The organism is Paenibacillus sp. FSL K6-1566, assembly GCF_038050475.1.
Lineage (GTDB): Bacteria > Bacillota > Bacilli > Paenibacillales > Paenibacillaceae > Paenibacillus_AQ > Paenibacillus_AQ lactis.
Genome location: NZ_JBBOSR010000001.1, coordinates 3,709,835 through 3,725,065 on the forward strand (window position 1 = coordinate 3,709,835; position 15,231 = coordinate 3,725,065).

The window sequence follows — 15,231 nt, forward strand, 5'->3', positions numbered from 1 at the left end:
ATGTTGAGAGAAAAATTGTCACAGTTCCATACGATGATCCTGATCTATATGATTCAGACTGGGGTGTATGTATTCAGCATCGCTCAGAACGAAGCTCAATTTTTCGGGACCAACGGCTGGCTCAGCGTCATACCGATCTCCATCCTGGTCTGCCTGAACATCTATTTGATCTCCATCGTCTATCGGCTTGGTGAAGGCAGATCCATCTTTGATATTTTGGAACAAAGCATTCCGAAGTTTATTCTCGTTCCCTTCTATCTAGCGATCTCTTTAGTGTGGTCGCTTATCGGCTGCCTCGTTGCCAAGCAGTACGTGCTGATTTTTCAGATGTTCGCGTTTCCGACGACCAATCCGATGGTGTTTAAGTTCTTTATTGACGTTCTCGCTTTTTTGCTGTTAACGAAAGGGCTGTACAACATCTCGAAAGCATCTACGGTATTCTTTTGGTCCACGATATGGTTGAACCTGCTGATGCTGTATTATGTCGGGGAATTTAAGCTCGAACGGCTGACCCCATATGTATTCCAAGATGGAGGAAATATGGTCGAGGGCTTCTTCCAAATCTACCTCGCTTATCTCGGCTATGAGCTGTGTATGCTCCTGTTTCCCTATGCCGACAAAAAGACCAAATTGATGAAAGCGGCCCTCTATGGCCATCTCATCCGCACTGCGTCCTATGTCATTATGAGCTTTGTTTCATTCGGGGTCATCGGGCATGAGCTGCTGAAGCAAATGCTGTTTCCTTTATTGGATCTGCTGGCTTATATCAAGCTTCCTTTCATTGAACGAATCGAGAACCTCTTCTACGGATTCTTTCTGTTCACGACGGTCATCACGCTGGTTATGTACTTCTGGGCCGCCGGAGAAAGCACCCGCCGTGTTTTTCCGAGGATCAAAATCAACGTTCACTATTTCTGCATTACGCTCGTTGCGTTCATGCTCTCCTTTATCCCGAAGGTACTGGATACGATCCGAGATTGGATTATGATCCTCGGCTATATTCAGATGGGGTTCGCGTATGTCTTGCCGTTGCTGTTAATCATTCTGCTGCTCGTGCAGCGGCGTAAAAAGGCGGTGTAAGCCTTGAAGCTCAAAAAAAAAGCTTTGCGTCATGCTTCTTCTGTTAATCATGCTACCTTTAAACGCCTGCGGCGATCAGCGAGTATTAGAGGACCTGGGGCTTATCCAAACGGTTAGCTATGATCTGCTGCCGAGCGGTCAGCTGGATATTTCCGTTTCGATCCCTCAAGCCGACCCCGAAACCACGTCGCAACGGGAAGTGTTGTCAGCTTCAGCCAACAGCAGCAAAGAAGCGAAAATGATGATGTCGAGAAAGACTGGCATGCTCCTCGTAAGCGGCCAGATCCGAAACGTTCTTTTTGGAGAGTCACTGGCCCGCAGCGGGCTCAAGGGTCATCTGGATGCGTTGATTCGGGATCCCTCCATCTCTTCCCAAATCAAGATTAGCGTCGTAGATGGCAATGCGGGCGAGCTGCTGCGGGACAACTATGCACAGCATCCAAGAACCGGAAGATATATCGATATGCTGCTTGAGAAGGAATCCCAGGGACAGACGATACCGAAGGTTACGCTCTTTAACTTCCAACGGGATTACTTCGATGAAGGCGTTGACCCGATCGCGCCGTTGATCCGTAGGCAGGACAGCAGCTATGTGACAACCAACGGCATCGCTCTATTCAGGGATGACAAGCACGTCGCGAGGATCGAGCCGAAGGATTCGTTGGTGTTTGCCTTTTTGAAAGGCAAGTTCAGGGAAGGTGAAATCAGCATCGACCTGACAGCTCCCGGGGAATCCAAGGAGATCGTCATGTTCAGCTCGATCACCAGCTCGAGAAAAATCAAAGTATCCCAAGGAACCGACGGAGCAAAGAAAATCAAAATCGAAGTGAATATAACCGGCTCCGTGCTAGAGTACCTTGGTGATCTGAGGCTTAGTGATGAGCGGGAACGGAAGCTGCTCGAGCATAGAGTCAGTCAATACATCCACAAACGGGCAGATGCGATCATAGGTCTTATGAAAGAGAACAAACTAGATAATCTGGGGATCGGCAGGTATGTCCGGAATCGAGTTGGCTTCAAGCAGTGGCAGAAGATGAAATGGCGGGAGGAAATTCCGAAGCTTCAGGTGGAAAGCTCCATCCATGTGAAGATCAAGGATTACGGCAAGTTTCGATAAACGGATGGCCCAGGACAGGGGTCTTGGTTCTTGAAATCAATCCAACCCTGAGCTGGCAGCTCAGGGTTGTCATCTATAATCGATATTCTTATACGTTCCCGTTCAATCCTTCATCTTATATTAAGCATAGCTTCGCAGCAGTGAATGAGAGCATGCGGTTTGAAGATCCCTCCAGCACCGGTTAACTTCGCTATCTTCCATTGCCGCTGTTAAACCAAGCAGAGGAAACAACGTTTGACCGCAGGTTCTCGCGGTGTTGGCTGCGCCGATGCTGGCGGTGGTTACTGCAGCTTCGGTCTCAACCGATAGCTTTCCTTGCTGAAGCAGCTCGCGCCAAGAAGTCTCAACCGTTTCATAAAAGTTGACTTCACCGTCTCGAAGGAAGCCGGAATGCTCTTTCAGCTTGTCCATCACATAAGCTTCGCTTCCTTTCGCTTCAGCCAGAGCTTCAGCGGCAGCAAGGAAATGCTCGGCGATTCCGATCGCAACCGCGGCGAAGGAAACCTGCGCGAATGGCAGGAACGGATAACGGTAGATGGCCTCATGTTCATAACTCTTCATCTCATCGAACAGGAAAGTTCGGTTATCCGGGACGAAGACGTCCTCGGCGATCATCGTGTGGCTTGCCGTCGCACGAAGACCGAAGGCGTTCCAATCCGGTAGGATGCGGATTTGCTCTGGCCGGAATGCAAAAGCACGAATCTCTTGAGCTTCTGCTCCTGATGGTAATTCACTTGCTTTGGCAGATTCATTCCCGGAGTCGATGACGGCATTGGCCGTGAAGGTGGTCGCATAGGTCGAGCCGCTGCAATACTTCCACCTTCCGCTGACCCGATACCCGCCTTCAACCCGCCTCGCCGTTCCGGTCGGCATCCCGCTTCCCGCGATCACCGCATCACGCCTTGCGAATATCTCCCTGCTGACGTCTTGTTCCAGCAGCGCCGCGAAAAAACCGCCCCCTGCACCAATGGTTACCATCCAGCCCAGGTTGCCGTCGATCCGAGAACACGCCTGGAACAGGCGAGCTGCCTCCGGCAGCGCCGTCATTCTTCCCTCGAGCTCATCGGGTACGAAGAGATGGAACAGCCGCTCATCGTATATGAAATCCAGCACTTCCTTCGGGATACGCCTGAACTTGTCCATCTCAAGGGAAAACTGTCTTACTGAGTCGATCAATTGTTGAGTATAAAGCATGATGATTCCTCCGTTATTTCGATTCCTTAATCGATTCCTGATCGTTGACTACAACTTGCTAATGATCTATTTCTCTTCACTTTCCATCATTGCCTGCATCGCTTGCACTAGTTTCTCTATAAGCTCAACCCGATTCCGGTCATGCGGCTGCTGGGTAAGGATCAGTTGTTGAAGCAAGGCGGGCATCCCCTTGTCGGCATAATCGGCCGGCATATTCGGCAGACCGAGATCCAGATCCCTCCAATTGATCCCCTTAAGCTGCTCGATTATACTTCGCTCTCGAAGATTAATTTCGGCCAATTCGCCTAGCAGCGTTCTCAGCTTAACGATCCCGGCAAGACGATGATGGCTTTCCGATTGCTGATCGGAATGGCCGGAATCAACCAGCGATACGCTGTAATTGCGCATCGCGTCAAGGCTGCCTTCATAAACCAAGGCACCCTCATTAATCAGATGGCGTACCCGGTACTCGATAAACGAATCGCCGGTATCAATCTCTGCCGATCCGATCACTTCACCTACAACTCGCGAGGATTTCCTAAAATGCCCGAATCGGGCCTCCACGCGGTAAACGGCCTTCAATATCTTTTCATCATAATAAGACTCTGGAACCGTAATAAGCTCCCCGTTCTGGAGAATGCGAAGCGTGCCGTTTTCGCCCAGTAGACGAAACCAATCCTGACGATAACGTTCCTGATCTTCCACGGATAACCTCATGATTCCATCAGGCAGATCCAGGACCTTTTGAAGTTCGCAGGGCGTTATCTCGCCCGTATTTTTATATCGGATATCCGGGTTCCGTTGATGCAGCACTTTCGTCGCATTCACGTGGTAAAGCTCGGGATGACCGGGAAGATGTGAAAGCAATCGCCGGAGACCAAGCAATTCTTTCGCAGAATCCCCGGCCCAAATGAAGCATGGCACTGCGGTTAACTGCTCGGGCCAGACCTCCCATCGGATAGCAGCCTCAAGCTGGATCAGCTTCCACTCGTCCGCCGTTAATCCATTGTATCGCTCTTCATACCACCGAATCCGTTCCGCGAAGGATTCATAAAGGCGCTCAGCGTCCGGCAAAGGTCCTACCATCAAATTGCCGTCCAGGACGATGACAAGCTCGTCGGGCCGTGAACGAAGACTGATCCTTAACGAGCCGGCAGTGGACGTATCAAATGCTACATGAACACATGAGACTTTTCCTCTGTAGAGGGGCGACTCCCTCAGATAAGCTTCATTTCCGAGCTCCCATTCGTTGTCGAACGCCTTCTTAAAATACTGCATGCCTTGATGCCTTCCCTCGGCCAATAGCCGAGCAGCATCCGTATTCATCAGATCCTTCAGCTTCAGCAGCTTCTCGTCAAAATGATTGATTGCGGTACTTTCGCCCTTCCGGTATTCGTCTCGAGTCATATGATCACGGGGCATTATGGAAGGGTCATATATTTTCTGACCCTTCCACCCGGAATAAGCAAAGGTTCGTGCAATGCCAATGGCGCCGAGAGCGTCCAGGCGATCAGCATCCTGAACGATTTTCCCCTCCAATGTGGTCATCCCGGCACCCGTTCCTCCGGCATAAGACATGTTAGCGATGATCGAGAGAATATGAGCCCTGTCATCCCGATCTACACCGGCCTGCGCCATCCATGCCTCCAACCTTCCGATGGCTGTCTCTTTTGAGTCGTTCAATTTCTCGTCGGCTACGTCATGGAGAAGTGCAGCCAGTTCGCATAAATAGGCATTCGCACCTTCGAATACCGCCAGCATCCGCGCAAGACGGCTCACTCGTTTGACATGCCACCAATCATGACCGCTTGCATCGTTCTCATGCACCGATCGGGCAAGTTCTTCGGCCTTTCGAAGAATATGGATTTTTTCCGCCTCCATTTCAGGCATCTCCCTCATACTTTCTTATCCACAATGTGCTTGTTATCTTTGAGCTCCCGAATATCTTTACGAAGCAGCCTCATCTCGTGAAGCATTGCATCCATGCGTGTGATCATCTTGGAGGTATCGATGGCATAACGAACAGCAAGAACTAGAGCGATGACACCGACTAACAAGAATCCGATCCCGATGAACTCCATTACCTTTCCACCCCATCAATGAAGATGGATAATCCCACGGAGCAAGCATTGCAAAACGGCAAATACCAGCTCCGAATCCTGGATCTCGTTCTTCTGAATGCGGTGCAGACACTCCTGAACCGGAATCCGGATCACATCAATGTTCTCGTAATCTTCCGGCCGGGCTTCACCTCGAACCAGAATCTCTTCCGTATAGTAGACATGCGCTACCTCGTTGCACCGCCATGAAGCAGGATACATCCGTCCCAAGTAATGAAGACCTCCGCATTCGTATCCGGTCTCCTCAAGCAGCTCCCGTCTCGCAGCGGCTTCCAGGTTCTCTCCTTGAAGAACCCCGCCGCCTGGCAGCTGGATGACCAGATCATTCACCGGTTTCCGCTGCTGTTTAATCAGCAGGAACTCATCCTCCTGCTTGGCCAGCACGACGACCGATTCAGGGTGATCCTTCGTGAAATATACTTTCCCGTGACCGTCCACATAGACGGAAACGCCGTTTTGACTTGCCACGAGATCCTTCGACTTTGACATCGTCTCTCTCCTCACCTACCACTCAACGTTTACCTCTCTATCCCGCTTCACTGCTCATTAATTTGCCCCGCTGCACACTTCACCGCTCATCGCTTCGCACTTCCGTATTGGACCTATCGAGTTCATCTCTCAAAATCGAGAAAAGATACGAATCGTGAAACCGTCCCTTGAACCACAGATGCTGGCGCAAATGGCCCTCCTGCGTCATGCCGATGCGGCGGAGAACGCCTGCCGAGCCTGCGTTTCCTGGCCAGCAGGTAGCATAGATCCGATGGACCCCGAGCGTCTCGAAGCCGAAACGGCATATCGCTTCGGCCGCTTCCGAAGCATAACCCTGCCGCCAATGATCCCGGTTTAAGCAATATCCCATCTCGGCATTGGTGTCCATGCGATAAATGCCGCATCCTCCGATAAGAACCCCTCCATCTTTCAATGTGATCGCCAGCTCGTAGTTGTTCCTCGGTGTCTGTTCGCTGTATTGAATAACCATGTGGAGGTATTGCAGCGTGTCTTCTTCTGTATTTGGCCGCCACATCGTGTGCTCGGTGACCGCGGGATCGGATGCATAGCGATGCACATCCTCCATATCCGCCATCGTAAACTCCCGAATGATCAATCGTTTCGTCTCAAGCTGCATGTCATCCCCCTTGCCCCGATTACCGGATCTATCTTTCACCTTATGTATAGACATTTACGTTACAGCCATTGTACCATGTTCATATTCCCTTCACCCTGCCCCCATTTAAAAAAGAAGCCTGCACCATATCAGGCGCAGACGCTTCTTGAAATCGCATTGTGCGAAGGTTTTTCCCTCAAGTCAAAGGAATCATTGCGGCCAAATCCAACGGACGGGTACCACTTCGCGCCTCGGCTCAAAAGTCCCGCTTAGCTGTTCCGACAGCAAGTCGACGGCGATACGGCATACGTCATCCAATTGTTGATGGACATAAGGAACGCCTTCGAGATCCGGATCATCAAAGGCAGCCAGCTGGGGTGAACTCCCCGTTCCCAGCCCATTTTCCCGAATCGCGTTTGAGGCATAGCGTGCCAGTTCCGCGTTAACCGCAAAGACCGCCGTGACATCGCGCCGAGCTCGCAGAAAACGCTCGATTTCCCGTTGGCCGCGCCCTTCTCCGATCGTACCCAGGTCCAGCATGCACCACAGCGTCTTGTCTATGGGCAAGCCCTGCTCCATGAAGGCAGCCTCAAATCCTTTGGCTCTTTCGTCAGTAACCGAATTCGTAATTTCAGGAGACAGGTAGGCGATGCGCGTGTGTCCTGCCGCAAGCAATCCGGATACGGCTTCGCGGACGCCGCCATAATTGTCGGAGCTCACGCTGTAGGTCTTGATCTCTTTCAGGAAGCGGTCGACAAGCACCAATGGAACCTGGTCAAGGGACAAGCGTAAAATTGCGGTATTGTAGCTTTCCTGCTCCACGGGAAAAATAATAAATCCGTCAACTCCCCGTTCCCTGAACTGCTCAATCGTTCGGGACTCTTCCTCCGGCGACTCGCGCGTAATGCGGAACAACAGGTCATAGCCTCTGCCCGCACAGTATCGCTCCAGCCCGTCGAGCAGCTGCTGGTCGATCTTGGTTTTCATCGTCGGCAAAATAATCGCGATCGTCCGTTTCGTAACCGGCGGATGCTCCCGTACTTCCGGAGAACCATCCTCCCGCACGAAGGTTCCTTTTCCCCGAAATCGTACGATCAAACCTTCCTCCACCAATCCGTTAAGTGCGTTTTTGGATGTGATTTGGCTTACGCCGTATTGCTGAGCAAGCTCCTTCTCCGAGGGCACCAGAGCGCCTGCCTGAAGCTCACCGCTTCGAATGCGGCGGCGGATGTCGTTTTGAATTTGTTTATATAGCGGATGCTCCATATCATACCTCGCTTTTTACATCGAACCCGACTGAAAATAATATATATTTAGTATATCTTAATTTATATCAACTGCGATACAATCCAATTTAGAGAGCGCTTTCTAAATTGGATTGGGAGGTTTGTCTATGAGTCGGATCCAAAGTTTATGGAAGAAATCGCTTGCCTTCATCATGATCTTCGCGCTTGCTTTAACGGCACTCCCGTTGTCGCCGGTCCATGCAGCTTCTACCGGCATGGCATGGGCTTCGCAGCAGATCGCCATCTATACCCCGCCTTCTGGAGGCGTATGGTATCCAAGGCTCCTCAAGCTGTCGCCAAGCGAATGGCTTGTATCCTTCGACACGAACGCCGGTGGAGGCAACACGCGAATCGTGGTCTCCAGGACACAGGACGGCGGCAAAACATGGAGTGCTCCGATCACAGCTGTATCAAGCACCGCCGGCAATGTGGGAAACGGTCAAATGCTGAGGCTGCCGAGCGGAGAAATATGGCTGGCTTACCGGCTCGTCGTGCAGAACGGCTCGACCTATGAGATCCAGCTAAACGTCCGGCGGAGCGTTGACGGCGGACATACATGGAGCGATTTGCAAGGCGGACTGATCGGCAGTTCAACCGCCTCCGGCTTTAAAGGTTTATGGGAGCCGCATTTGGAGATGATCAACGATACGATTGCGGTGCTCTATGCGGACGATAGCCCGACGGCCGTCGGAACGACCGGTTTGCAAAATCTGTACATGAAGACATGGAACGGCAGCAGCTGGGGCAATCGCATCACCGTCAGCGACGGAGTTGCAGCTGGCTCCCGCGACGGCATGCCGGTCATCACGCGGATGAACGACGGCCGGTATATAACCGTGTTCGAAGCCTCAGACGTAGCCGGCCACCCTTTTGTCATCAAATACAAGATTTCAGCGGACGGCTTCAATTGGTCGGTTCCCCGCCAGACGTTGTACGTGCCAATCGGCAGCGGTAAAAAGGCGGGTGCCCCGTTCGTCGTAAAGCTCGCTGACGGTCGCCTCATGGCGGCATTCCAGACCGATGAGAGCAGCGCCAATACGGGAGATCCCTACACCTCGATGCATACGATGATCAGCTCCGATAACGGCGCGACATGGCAGCATAAAACCAACGTTTTTCCAGTGTCCGATACGAAGTCTTCCAATTGGAACGCCCTCATGACCATTGATTCCACTCGCGTCGCAGCCGTCACCAGTGCAACATATCCGGCTAACGGCATCTATCTGCGCTTTGGGCATTCCGTGACGCCAGCGCAAACGAATCTCGTCAACAATCCCGGGTTTGAAACGGCGAATGTAACCGGCTGGACCACGTACGGCGATGATTATCCGAACCGGATCCATATCCACGGCGTCAATGACGGTGTCGGGCTTCCCGCAGCAGAAGGCTCTTACTTCGTTGGACTTGCGGGGACAACCGGGCCATCGACTGCATATATCGGTCAGACGATTACCGGCCTTGATAACGGCACCTATACGATGCGTGCCCACATGCGAAGCAGCGGTGGCCAGAACAGCTGCGTAATGGAAGTGAAGGATTATGGCGGCAGCATGCTTCAAACCGGATGCCCTGTCACAACATCATGGACGCCAGTGTCGATTTCGAACATTCAAGTGACAAACGGCAAGGCAACGATCGGTTTCTACGTATCGAACTCCTCCTCATCCCAATGGGCGGATCTGGATCGGGTTGAGTTCATCCGGGAACAAATCACGATAGCCTCGGGTCAAACCTATCGTCTCATGAACCCGAACAGCGAGAAAATGCTCGAGGTTGACGGATGGAGAACCGAGAACGGCTCGAATGTGATCATATGGGACGATCACGGCGGGGCGAACCAGCAATGGCGAATCACGGAGACTTCCGGGGGGAATTACAGCCTGATCAACGTCCATAGCGGCAAAGCCCTTGAAGTTGACGCATGGGGAACGGATAACGGCTCCAATGTGACCATATGGGACAATCACGGCGGCGCGAACCAGCTGTGGCGGATCGTCGACGCAGGAGGCGGTTCCTATAAACTGATTAACGTTCACAGCGGGAAAGCATTGGACGTAAGCGGCAGCGGCACGGCCAACGGGACGAACGTGCAAATCTGGCAGGACCTGAATAATGCCGCACAGCAATGGAAGCTGGTTCAGTTGAATTTATAATGGGGCTGCAGGAGCTGTTCACGAGCGGGGGCGTCTATCCGATTCTCGACTCCGCTTTGTTCGTTTATCAGGCGTAAGGATAACTTAATATGGAATAGACGAAGAAGGCCAGGCAGTCCAGAGCGGACTGACCGGCCTTCTTATCATGCTTCTATGAACCCTTATGAGCGTTCATCGAGGATATTGTTGACGCAACAGGAAGCAGCAAAGGAAATATTTATTATCATGAGCCTCAAGGATCCTCGTTGATTTGGCAGCTGACTCGTCAAATGACACACGCATGCAATGACCTGACTTGCGCAGCATCATTTCGGATCAAAATTGTCCTCCGGTATATCTAGCCTTTCAACGCGTTCTTTTACGGTCACTTCCACCAAAAAAAACTTAAGCCATATTGATCTCTTTAATTGTGGACAACGGGATTTTCGGTTTGCGGTCCTCCGTCAACAAGCCGTTGATCTCCTGCTGCACATCGGTAAGCTGCGTGTAGCAATACCCGCATATATAATCCACGCTCTTGATCGCCTGAACCAAGCCCTCAAACCGCTTCATGAAATCCTCTTCCGTAGCTACCTGCCGGCCATACCCCCACCCTTTATCCGATTCGAAGGCGATGCCGCCAAATTCGCTGATGATGATCGGCTGGCCGCGATATTCATACCCTTCGGCAAATGCGTATTTCCAGTGGTTGCAGGTCATGTCCTTGTTGACGATGGCATCCTTGTTGCCTCGGTACCGCCGCAAAAAGCCGCTGCCGGTTTCGACGTAATCATGCAGCGTTAAGATATCGGATACGGTGTGCTCCCACCCGTCGTTCGTGATGACAGGACGGAAAGGATCAACCGCTTTGGTAAGGTGATAGATGCCTTCGGTAAATTTCTGCTGCAGGACGTCACGGAGAATGGACGGAATGCCCCAAGACTCATTGAACGGCACCCAGGTAATGATGGACGGGTGATTGTACTGCTGATCGACGATTTCCAGCCATTGCTTCGTGAACGCTTCGACCGCTCGTTCATTGAACTCGAAGGTAGCCGCCATTTCGGACCAGACCAGCAGCCCTTTGACGTCGCACCAATATAAAAAGCGGGCATCCTCGATTTTCATATGCTTGCGTACGCCGTTGTAGCCCATCTCCAGCATGAGGTCGATGTCGGCAATGATTGCCTCCTCGCTTGGCGGCGTTAAATGGCTGTCCGTCCAGTAGCCCTGATCCAGAATCAACCGTTGATATATCGGCGCATTGTTCAGCAGTATTTGACCGTTCTCGATCGAAACCTTTCTCATTCCGAAATAGGAAAAAACCCGATCGACCACCCGGTCTCCCGCATACAGGACAAATTCCACATCGAACAAATTCGGATGCTGCGGCGACCAGAGGCATTTCTTCCACGGTCCGTTCGCCTCGTGCACCAAATCAACTTCCACCGATAGATTCGGTCGATCCGCAAGCAAGGAGACTCGTTTAACCGGTTTGCCTTTCAGCGTCACGATCGCCTCCAACCGTAAATCCAAGGTCGCGTCGATTCCGCTTAACCGGTAATCGAAGCGAACGGTTGACCGGTCGATATCCGGAGTGATTTTGACCGTGTCCAGCCGCTGCTGCTCCACGAATTCCATCCATACAGTCTGCCAAATGCCCGTCGTCTGAACATAGAAGCACTCGAAGCTGTCCTTGGTCCAGCGCTGTTTGCCGCGCGGTATGGTGCAATCATTGCTGTCTTCTGCCTTTACCGTGATTTGGTTGTCCGCTCCGAAGACCAAATACGGGGTAATGTCAAAGCTAAAAGCCGCGTATCCTCCTTGGTGGTTGCCGGCCAAGTTCCCATTGATCCATACCTTAGCGCTATAGTCCACCGCCTGAAAGTGAAGGATGGCTCGTTTACCTGACGCTTCCTTCGGGATATGCACCTTTTTTCCATACCACACATGCGGATGAAACTCCTCGATCCCGATCCCGCTTGCCTTCGTTTCGTATGTAAATGGGACGGTAATCGCATGCGTACCCGCTAGGGATTTAGGCCACCCCTCTTCTTCGCCCACATTGTCGTCATCAAAACGAAAATCCCAAAGACCGTTCAGATTCAGCCAATGTTCCCGGACGAATTGAGGCCTGGGATAATCCTTCCGATAAGCTCTGGTTGTCATTTCCTCTCCTCCTATTTCCTGTTCGCAATGATGGTTCGGATGGGCTTTTCGCCCTTGTTTCGTAAACCAACCTACCCCGTTTCTGGCGCGGCATTCATCTCCAGTGCGTATACCGATGCCGGACGCAGCGGATAACCGTTTTGCAACGCCTCGAATGGAACAGTTCTTACCGTCGATTTAATGCATTCCGGCTCAAATACAGAGTTGATCGCTTCCACGGAGTCGCCTGTAATTTCGTGAAGCAGTATCTCTGAGGACGATTCATATCCGGGAAGATTCAGTTCAACCTGGACTTCCTGCAGGCTGCGGTTCACGATAAAGACCGTCATGGTGCTCCCGTCTTCATTCGTGCAGGCGACGACATCAAGATCCGGCATCGCATCAAGATCGATCGGAGCCGGCTTGTTTGACCGAACCGAGAAGCTGCCGCACTCCACGTCGGCAGGAAGCAGCCTATGGATGTCCCGGTTCGCATACAGCTTCATCACTTCGTAGGTCGGAGTTCCGTATACAGTCAACGGATGGCCGCTCCAACCTGGTAATTTGCCGCGGTATTGGTCCGCATAATAATCCCCTACTCGGATGCAGCCACCGAGCCATCCATTAACAAGATCGGAGAAGCTGCCGATATGCACCATGTCGCTTGCTCGCAGCATTTCATTAAGATTGCCGGCGTTGGCGACCGCGGCCCCCAGCGTATGCTCATCCGGCAAGCCTTTACGCACGGTGTTCGGATAGTACATCGTATTGTATTCGGTGATAGCCAGCTTGATATGACGATGATTCTCGGTAGCCTGAATCTGTTCTACTGTGCGGCGAATGTCATCCCGGGTCCATTCCGGGAAGACGGCAATCGCTTTGTAGCGTTCTTCTGCAGGCGTATCCCGGTTCATCCCGAACCGGTTAAGGCCGTGATACAGATGCAGCGTCAGATAATCAATATGTGCGCCGGCAATATCCAGCACGGCCCGGTTCCAGGCTTGGTCGCTATGCCCGCAGGCCAATATCACGACCGACGGGTCCGCCGCCTTCATCGCTTCGGCAAAGGAGACACACCGCTCGGCAAAACGGTCCGCAGAACAGGTGCCTACCTGCCACCCTCCCCAAACCTCATTGCCGATCTCCCAATACCGGACATTGTAAGGCGCCGGGTAACCGTTAGCGGCACGCACCGCCCCCATTGGGGTTTCGGCGCTTCCGTTGCAATACTCCACCCAACGAGCGGCTTCCTCCGGGGTTCCGGAACCATCGTTAACGCAGATGAGCGGCTCTACCCCAAGCTCCCTGCAGAACCGGATAAACTCGTCCGTGCCGAAATATTTGCTCGTCCAGCCGCCCCAGGCTTCATTGAACATGACCGGTCGTTCCAATACAGATCCCACTCCATGTTCAAAATGGTAGGCGCTGATGTAATTGCCGGCCAGCCGCATCATGCCCGCGTTCAGCTCTCGTGTCATGTCCATCACTTCGCCCTTCACGCCGCCGATATTGTCTGCGGGCAGCAAGGAAACGTGGTCGAGCCAAAGCATGCCCGTGGATACATGATCAGTCCATCTCGGGTGCTCCATCGGTACGTATACCCGGATTTCAGCATGCTCGCACGTGCGGGACACCGGCAGCGCTGCCTCGTACTCCTTCCAGTTATGACTGCCCAGCTCAATCCTTGCACGGCCGAGTAACTCCTCCGTACGCCGGTCCGCCGCCTCGACGATCAAGTATTGCAGCTCGATGGACGCCCGTGCCACCACCCGGACGCTGTACGCCATCGGGCCTTTGAGTGCAGCTTCTTGCGCAATTCCGGCAAATGCCTCATCATCGCTCTGGACGCGGATTCGCTGCGCCCGTCCCGAATGCTTCGGAGCCGGTGCTTCCAGCGCATACGAAGTGTTCCGTCCATTCGTAAATGGCCTCCAGCTTCCGGATACGGCTGTCTTGCCTTCGGCTTCGCTCTCAAAATCCATGTCCTTCAGAGGATAGGCCAGCATCGCCTCCATGTGATCGCGAATATCCTCGACAAAATGACCGAACAGATAAGGGTTTATCGTATGCCCGCCGGGCCGCCCAACGTCAATTGTTATCTTCGCTTTGCGTTTCAAATGAATCCCTCCTAGTCGTTTAACCTTTGATAGAGCCGATCATGACTCCTTTGACAAAATGTCGCTGCACAAACGGATACATGATGAGCACCGGCAGGCTGGACACAATAATGACCGCGTACTTGATACTTTCAGCCAGAAGCACTTTATCTTCCAGACCTACGCTGCCGTCCACGGCATCCGATTGGCTGATCAGCAATATTTCGCGCAGCACCAGCTGCAGCGGATACATTTCTTCGCGGCGGATATAGATAAGCGCATTAAAGAAGGAATTCCAGTGGCCCACCGCATAGAACAGCACTATGACCGCCAAGATCGGCTTCGACAGCGGCAGAATGATGCTGATGAGCAGCCTCCAATTGGAGCAGCCATCAATATGGGCAGCCTCTTGAAGCTCCCAAGGAATGCTGGATTGGAAATACGTTCGCATGACGATCAGGTTGTACGTAGAGACCGCCCCAGGGATGATCAGCGCCCACATTGTGTCGACCATCCCGAGGTCTTTGACGAGCAGATAGGTCGGAATCAATCCTCCGCTGAAGAACATCGTGAGCGTGACGATCAGCATCAGCCCTTTGCGCAAAGGCAGATCCGGCCTTGATAGCGGATAAGCCGCGAGCAGCGTCATCAAGATATTGATCGTCGTTCCGACTGCCGTATACAGAATTGAATTGCCGTATCCGGTCCAGATTTTATCGTTTTGCAGAATATTAATGTAAGCATCCAGCGTCACGCCCTTCGGCAGCAGCCACACCTCTCCGCCCAGCACCTTTGCCGGATCGCTGAATGAGGCGCTGACCACAAACAGCAGCGGATACAGCACGATCAGCATGATCACCGCGGCGACCGAATAGATCACGATGTCAAAGCAACGTTCATCCTTCGCGGTATGGCGCGTTTTATTAACCGGGGTTCGTTGGGACATGGAGCCC

The 15,231-nt window shown here is 52.5% G+C and carries 12 protein-coding genes; 3 read left to right on the top strand and 9 right to left on the bottom strand.

What is annotated here, in order from left to right:
* A complete protein-coding gene (locus NST08_RS16260; RefSeq protein ID WP_007131373.1) occupies window positions 1–1,080 on the top strand; it encodes a GerAB/ArcD/ProY family transporter in 1,080 nt (359 codons plus the stop codon).
* A 31-nt stretch (window positions 1,081–1,111) separates the two neighbouring features.
* On the top strand, window positions 1,112–2,197 hold the full coding sequence (locus NST08_RS16265) for a Ger(x)C family spore germination protein (protein ID WP_007131372.1): 1,086 nt from the start codon (window positions 1,112–1,114) through the stop codon (window positions 2,195–2,197).
* Window positions 2,198–2,317: 120 nt separating this feature from the next.
* Here the strand turns inward: NST08_RS16265 and NST08_RS16270 are convergent, their stop codons facing one another.
* From NST08_RS16270 to NST08_RS16295, 6 genes are all read right to left on the bottom strand, one after another.
* Window positions 2,318–3,391 carry an acyl-CoA dehydrogenase gene (locus tag NST08_RS16270; protein ID WP_007131371.1) on the bottom strand — a complete coding sequence of 358 codons (1,074 nt, stop codon included), beginning with the start codon at window positions 3,389–3,391 and terminating at the stop codon, window positions 2,318–2,320.
* Window positions 3,392–3,457: 66 nt separating this feature from the next.
* The gene (locus tag NST08_RS16275) at window positions 3,458–5,272 is read right to left on the bottom strand and encodes a DUF3658 domain-containing protein (protein WP_251534924.1); all 1,815 of its coding nucleotides are present in this window, start codon (window positions 5,270–5,272) and stop codon (window positions 3,458–3,460) included.
* Window positions 5,273–5,286: 14 nt separating this feature from the next.
* Window positions 5,287–5,472 (bottom strand): hypothetical protein, encoded by a 186-nt coding sequence (locus NST08_RS16280; protein ID WP_007131369.1) that lies wholly within the window; start codon window positions 5,470–5,472, stop codon window positions 5,287–5,289.
* Window positions 5,473–5,487: 15 nt separating this feature from the next.
* The gene (locus NST08_RS16285) at window positions 5,488–6,000 is read right to left on the bottom strand and encodes an NUDIX hydrolase (RefSeq protein ID WP_007131368.1); all 513 of its coding nucleotides are present in this window, start codon (window positions 5,998–6,000) and stop codon (window positions 5,488–5,490) included.
* A 79-nt stretch (window positions 6,001–6,079) separates the two neighbouring features.
* Entirely contained in the window at window positions 6,080–6,637 is a 558-nt protein-coding gene (locus NST08_RS16290) for a GNAT family N-acetyltransferase (RefSeq protein ID WP_341341988.1), read from the bottom strand.
* A 189-nt stretch (window positions 6,638–6,826) separates the two neighbouring features.
* Window positions 6,827–7,882 (bottom strand): GntR family transcriptional regulator, encoded by a 1,056-nt coding sequence (locus tag NST08_RS16295; RefSeq protein ID WP_007131366.1) that lies wholly within the window; start codon window positions 7,880–7,882, stop codon window positions 6,827–6,829.
* A gap of 127 nt (window positions 7,883–8,009) precedes the next feature.
* Between NST08_RS16295 and NST08_RS16300 the strand changes: the two genes are divergently transcribed.
* The gene (locus NST08_RS16300) at window positions 8,010–10,055 is read left to right on the top strand and encodes an RICIN domain-containing protein (protein WP_007131365.1); all 2,046 of its coding nucleotides are present in this window, start codon (window positions 8,010–8,012) and stop codon (window positions 10,053–10,055) included.
* Window positions 10,056–10,439: 384 nt separating this feature from the next.
* Here NST08_RS16300 and NST08_RS16305 read toward each other — a convergent pair whose 3' ends face one another.
* The 3 genes from NST08_RS16305 to NST08_RS16315 all read right to left on the bottom strand — a co-directional run bounded on the left by NST08_RS16305 (window position 10,440) and on the right by NST08_RS16315 (window position 15,224).
* Window positions 10,440–12,203, bottom strand: coding sequence for a glycoside hydrolase family 2 protein (locus NST08_RS16305; RefSeq protein WP_007131364.1), 1,764 nt, complete (start codon window positions 12,201–12,203; stop codon window positions 10,440–10,442).
* A gap of 71 nt (window positions 12,204–12,274) precedes the next feature.
* A complete protein-coding gene (locus tag NST08_RS16310) occupies window positions 12,275–14,299 on the bottom strand; it encodes an alpha-L-arabinofuranosidase C-terminal domain-containing protein (RefSeq protein ID WP_007131363.1) in 2,025 nt (674 codons plus the stop codon).
* 19 nt (window positions 14,300–14,318) lie between these two features.
* Window positions 14,319–15,224: a carbohydrate ABC transporter permease gene (locus NST08_RS16315; RefSeq protein WP_251534927.1), complete on the bottom strand. Its 906-nt coding sequence runs from the start codon at window positions 15,222–15,224 to the stop codon at window positions 14,319–14,321.
* Window positions 15,225–15,231: the final 7 nt, after the last annotated feature.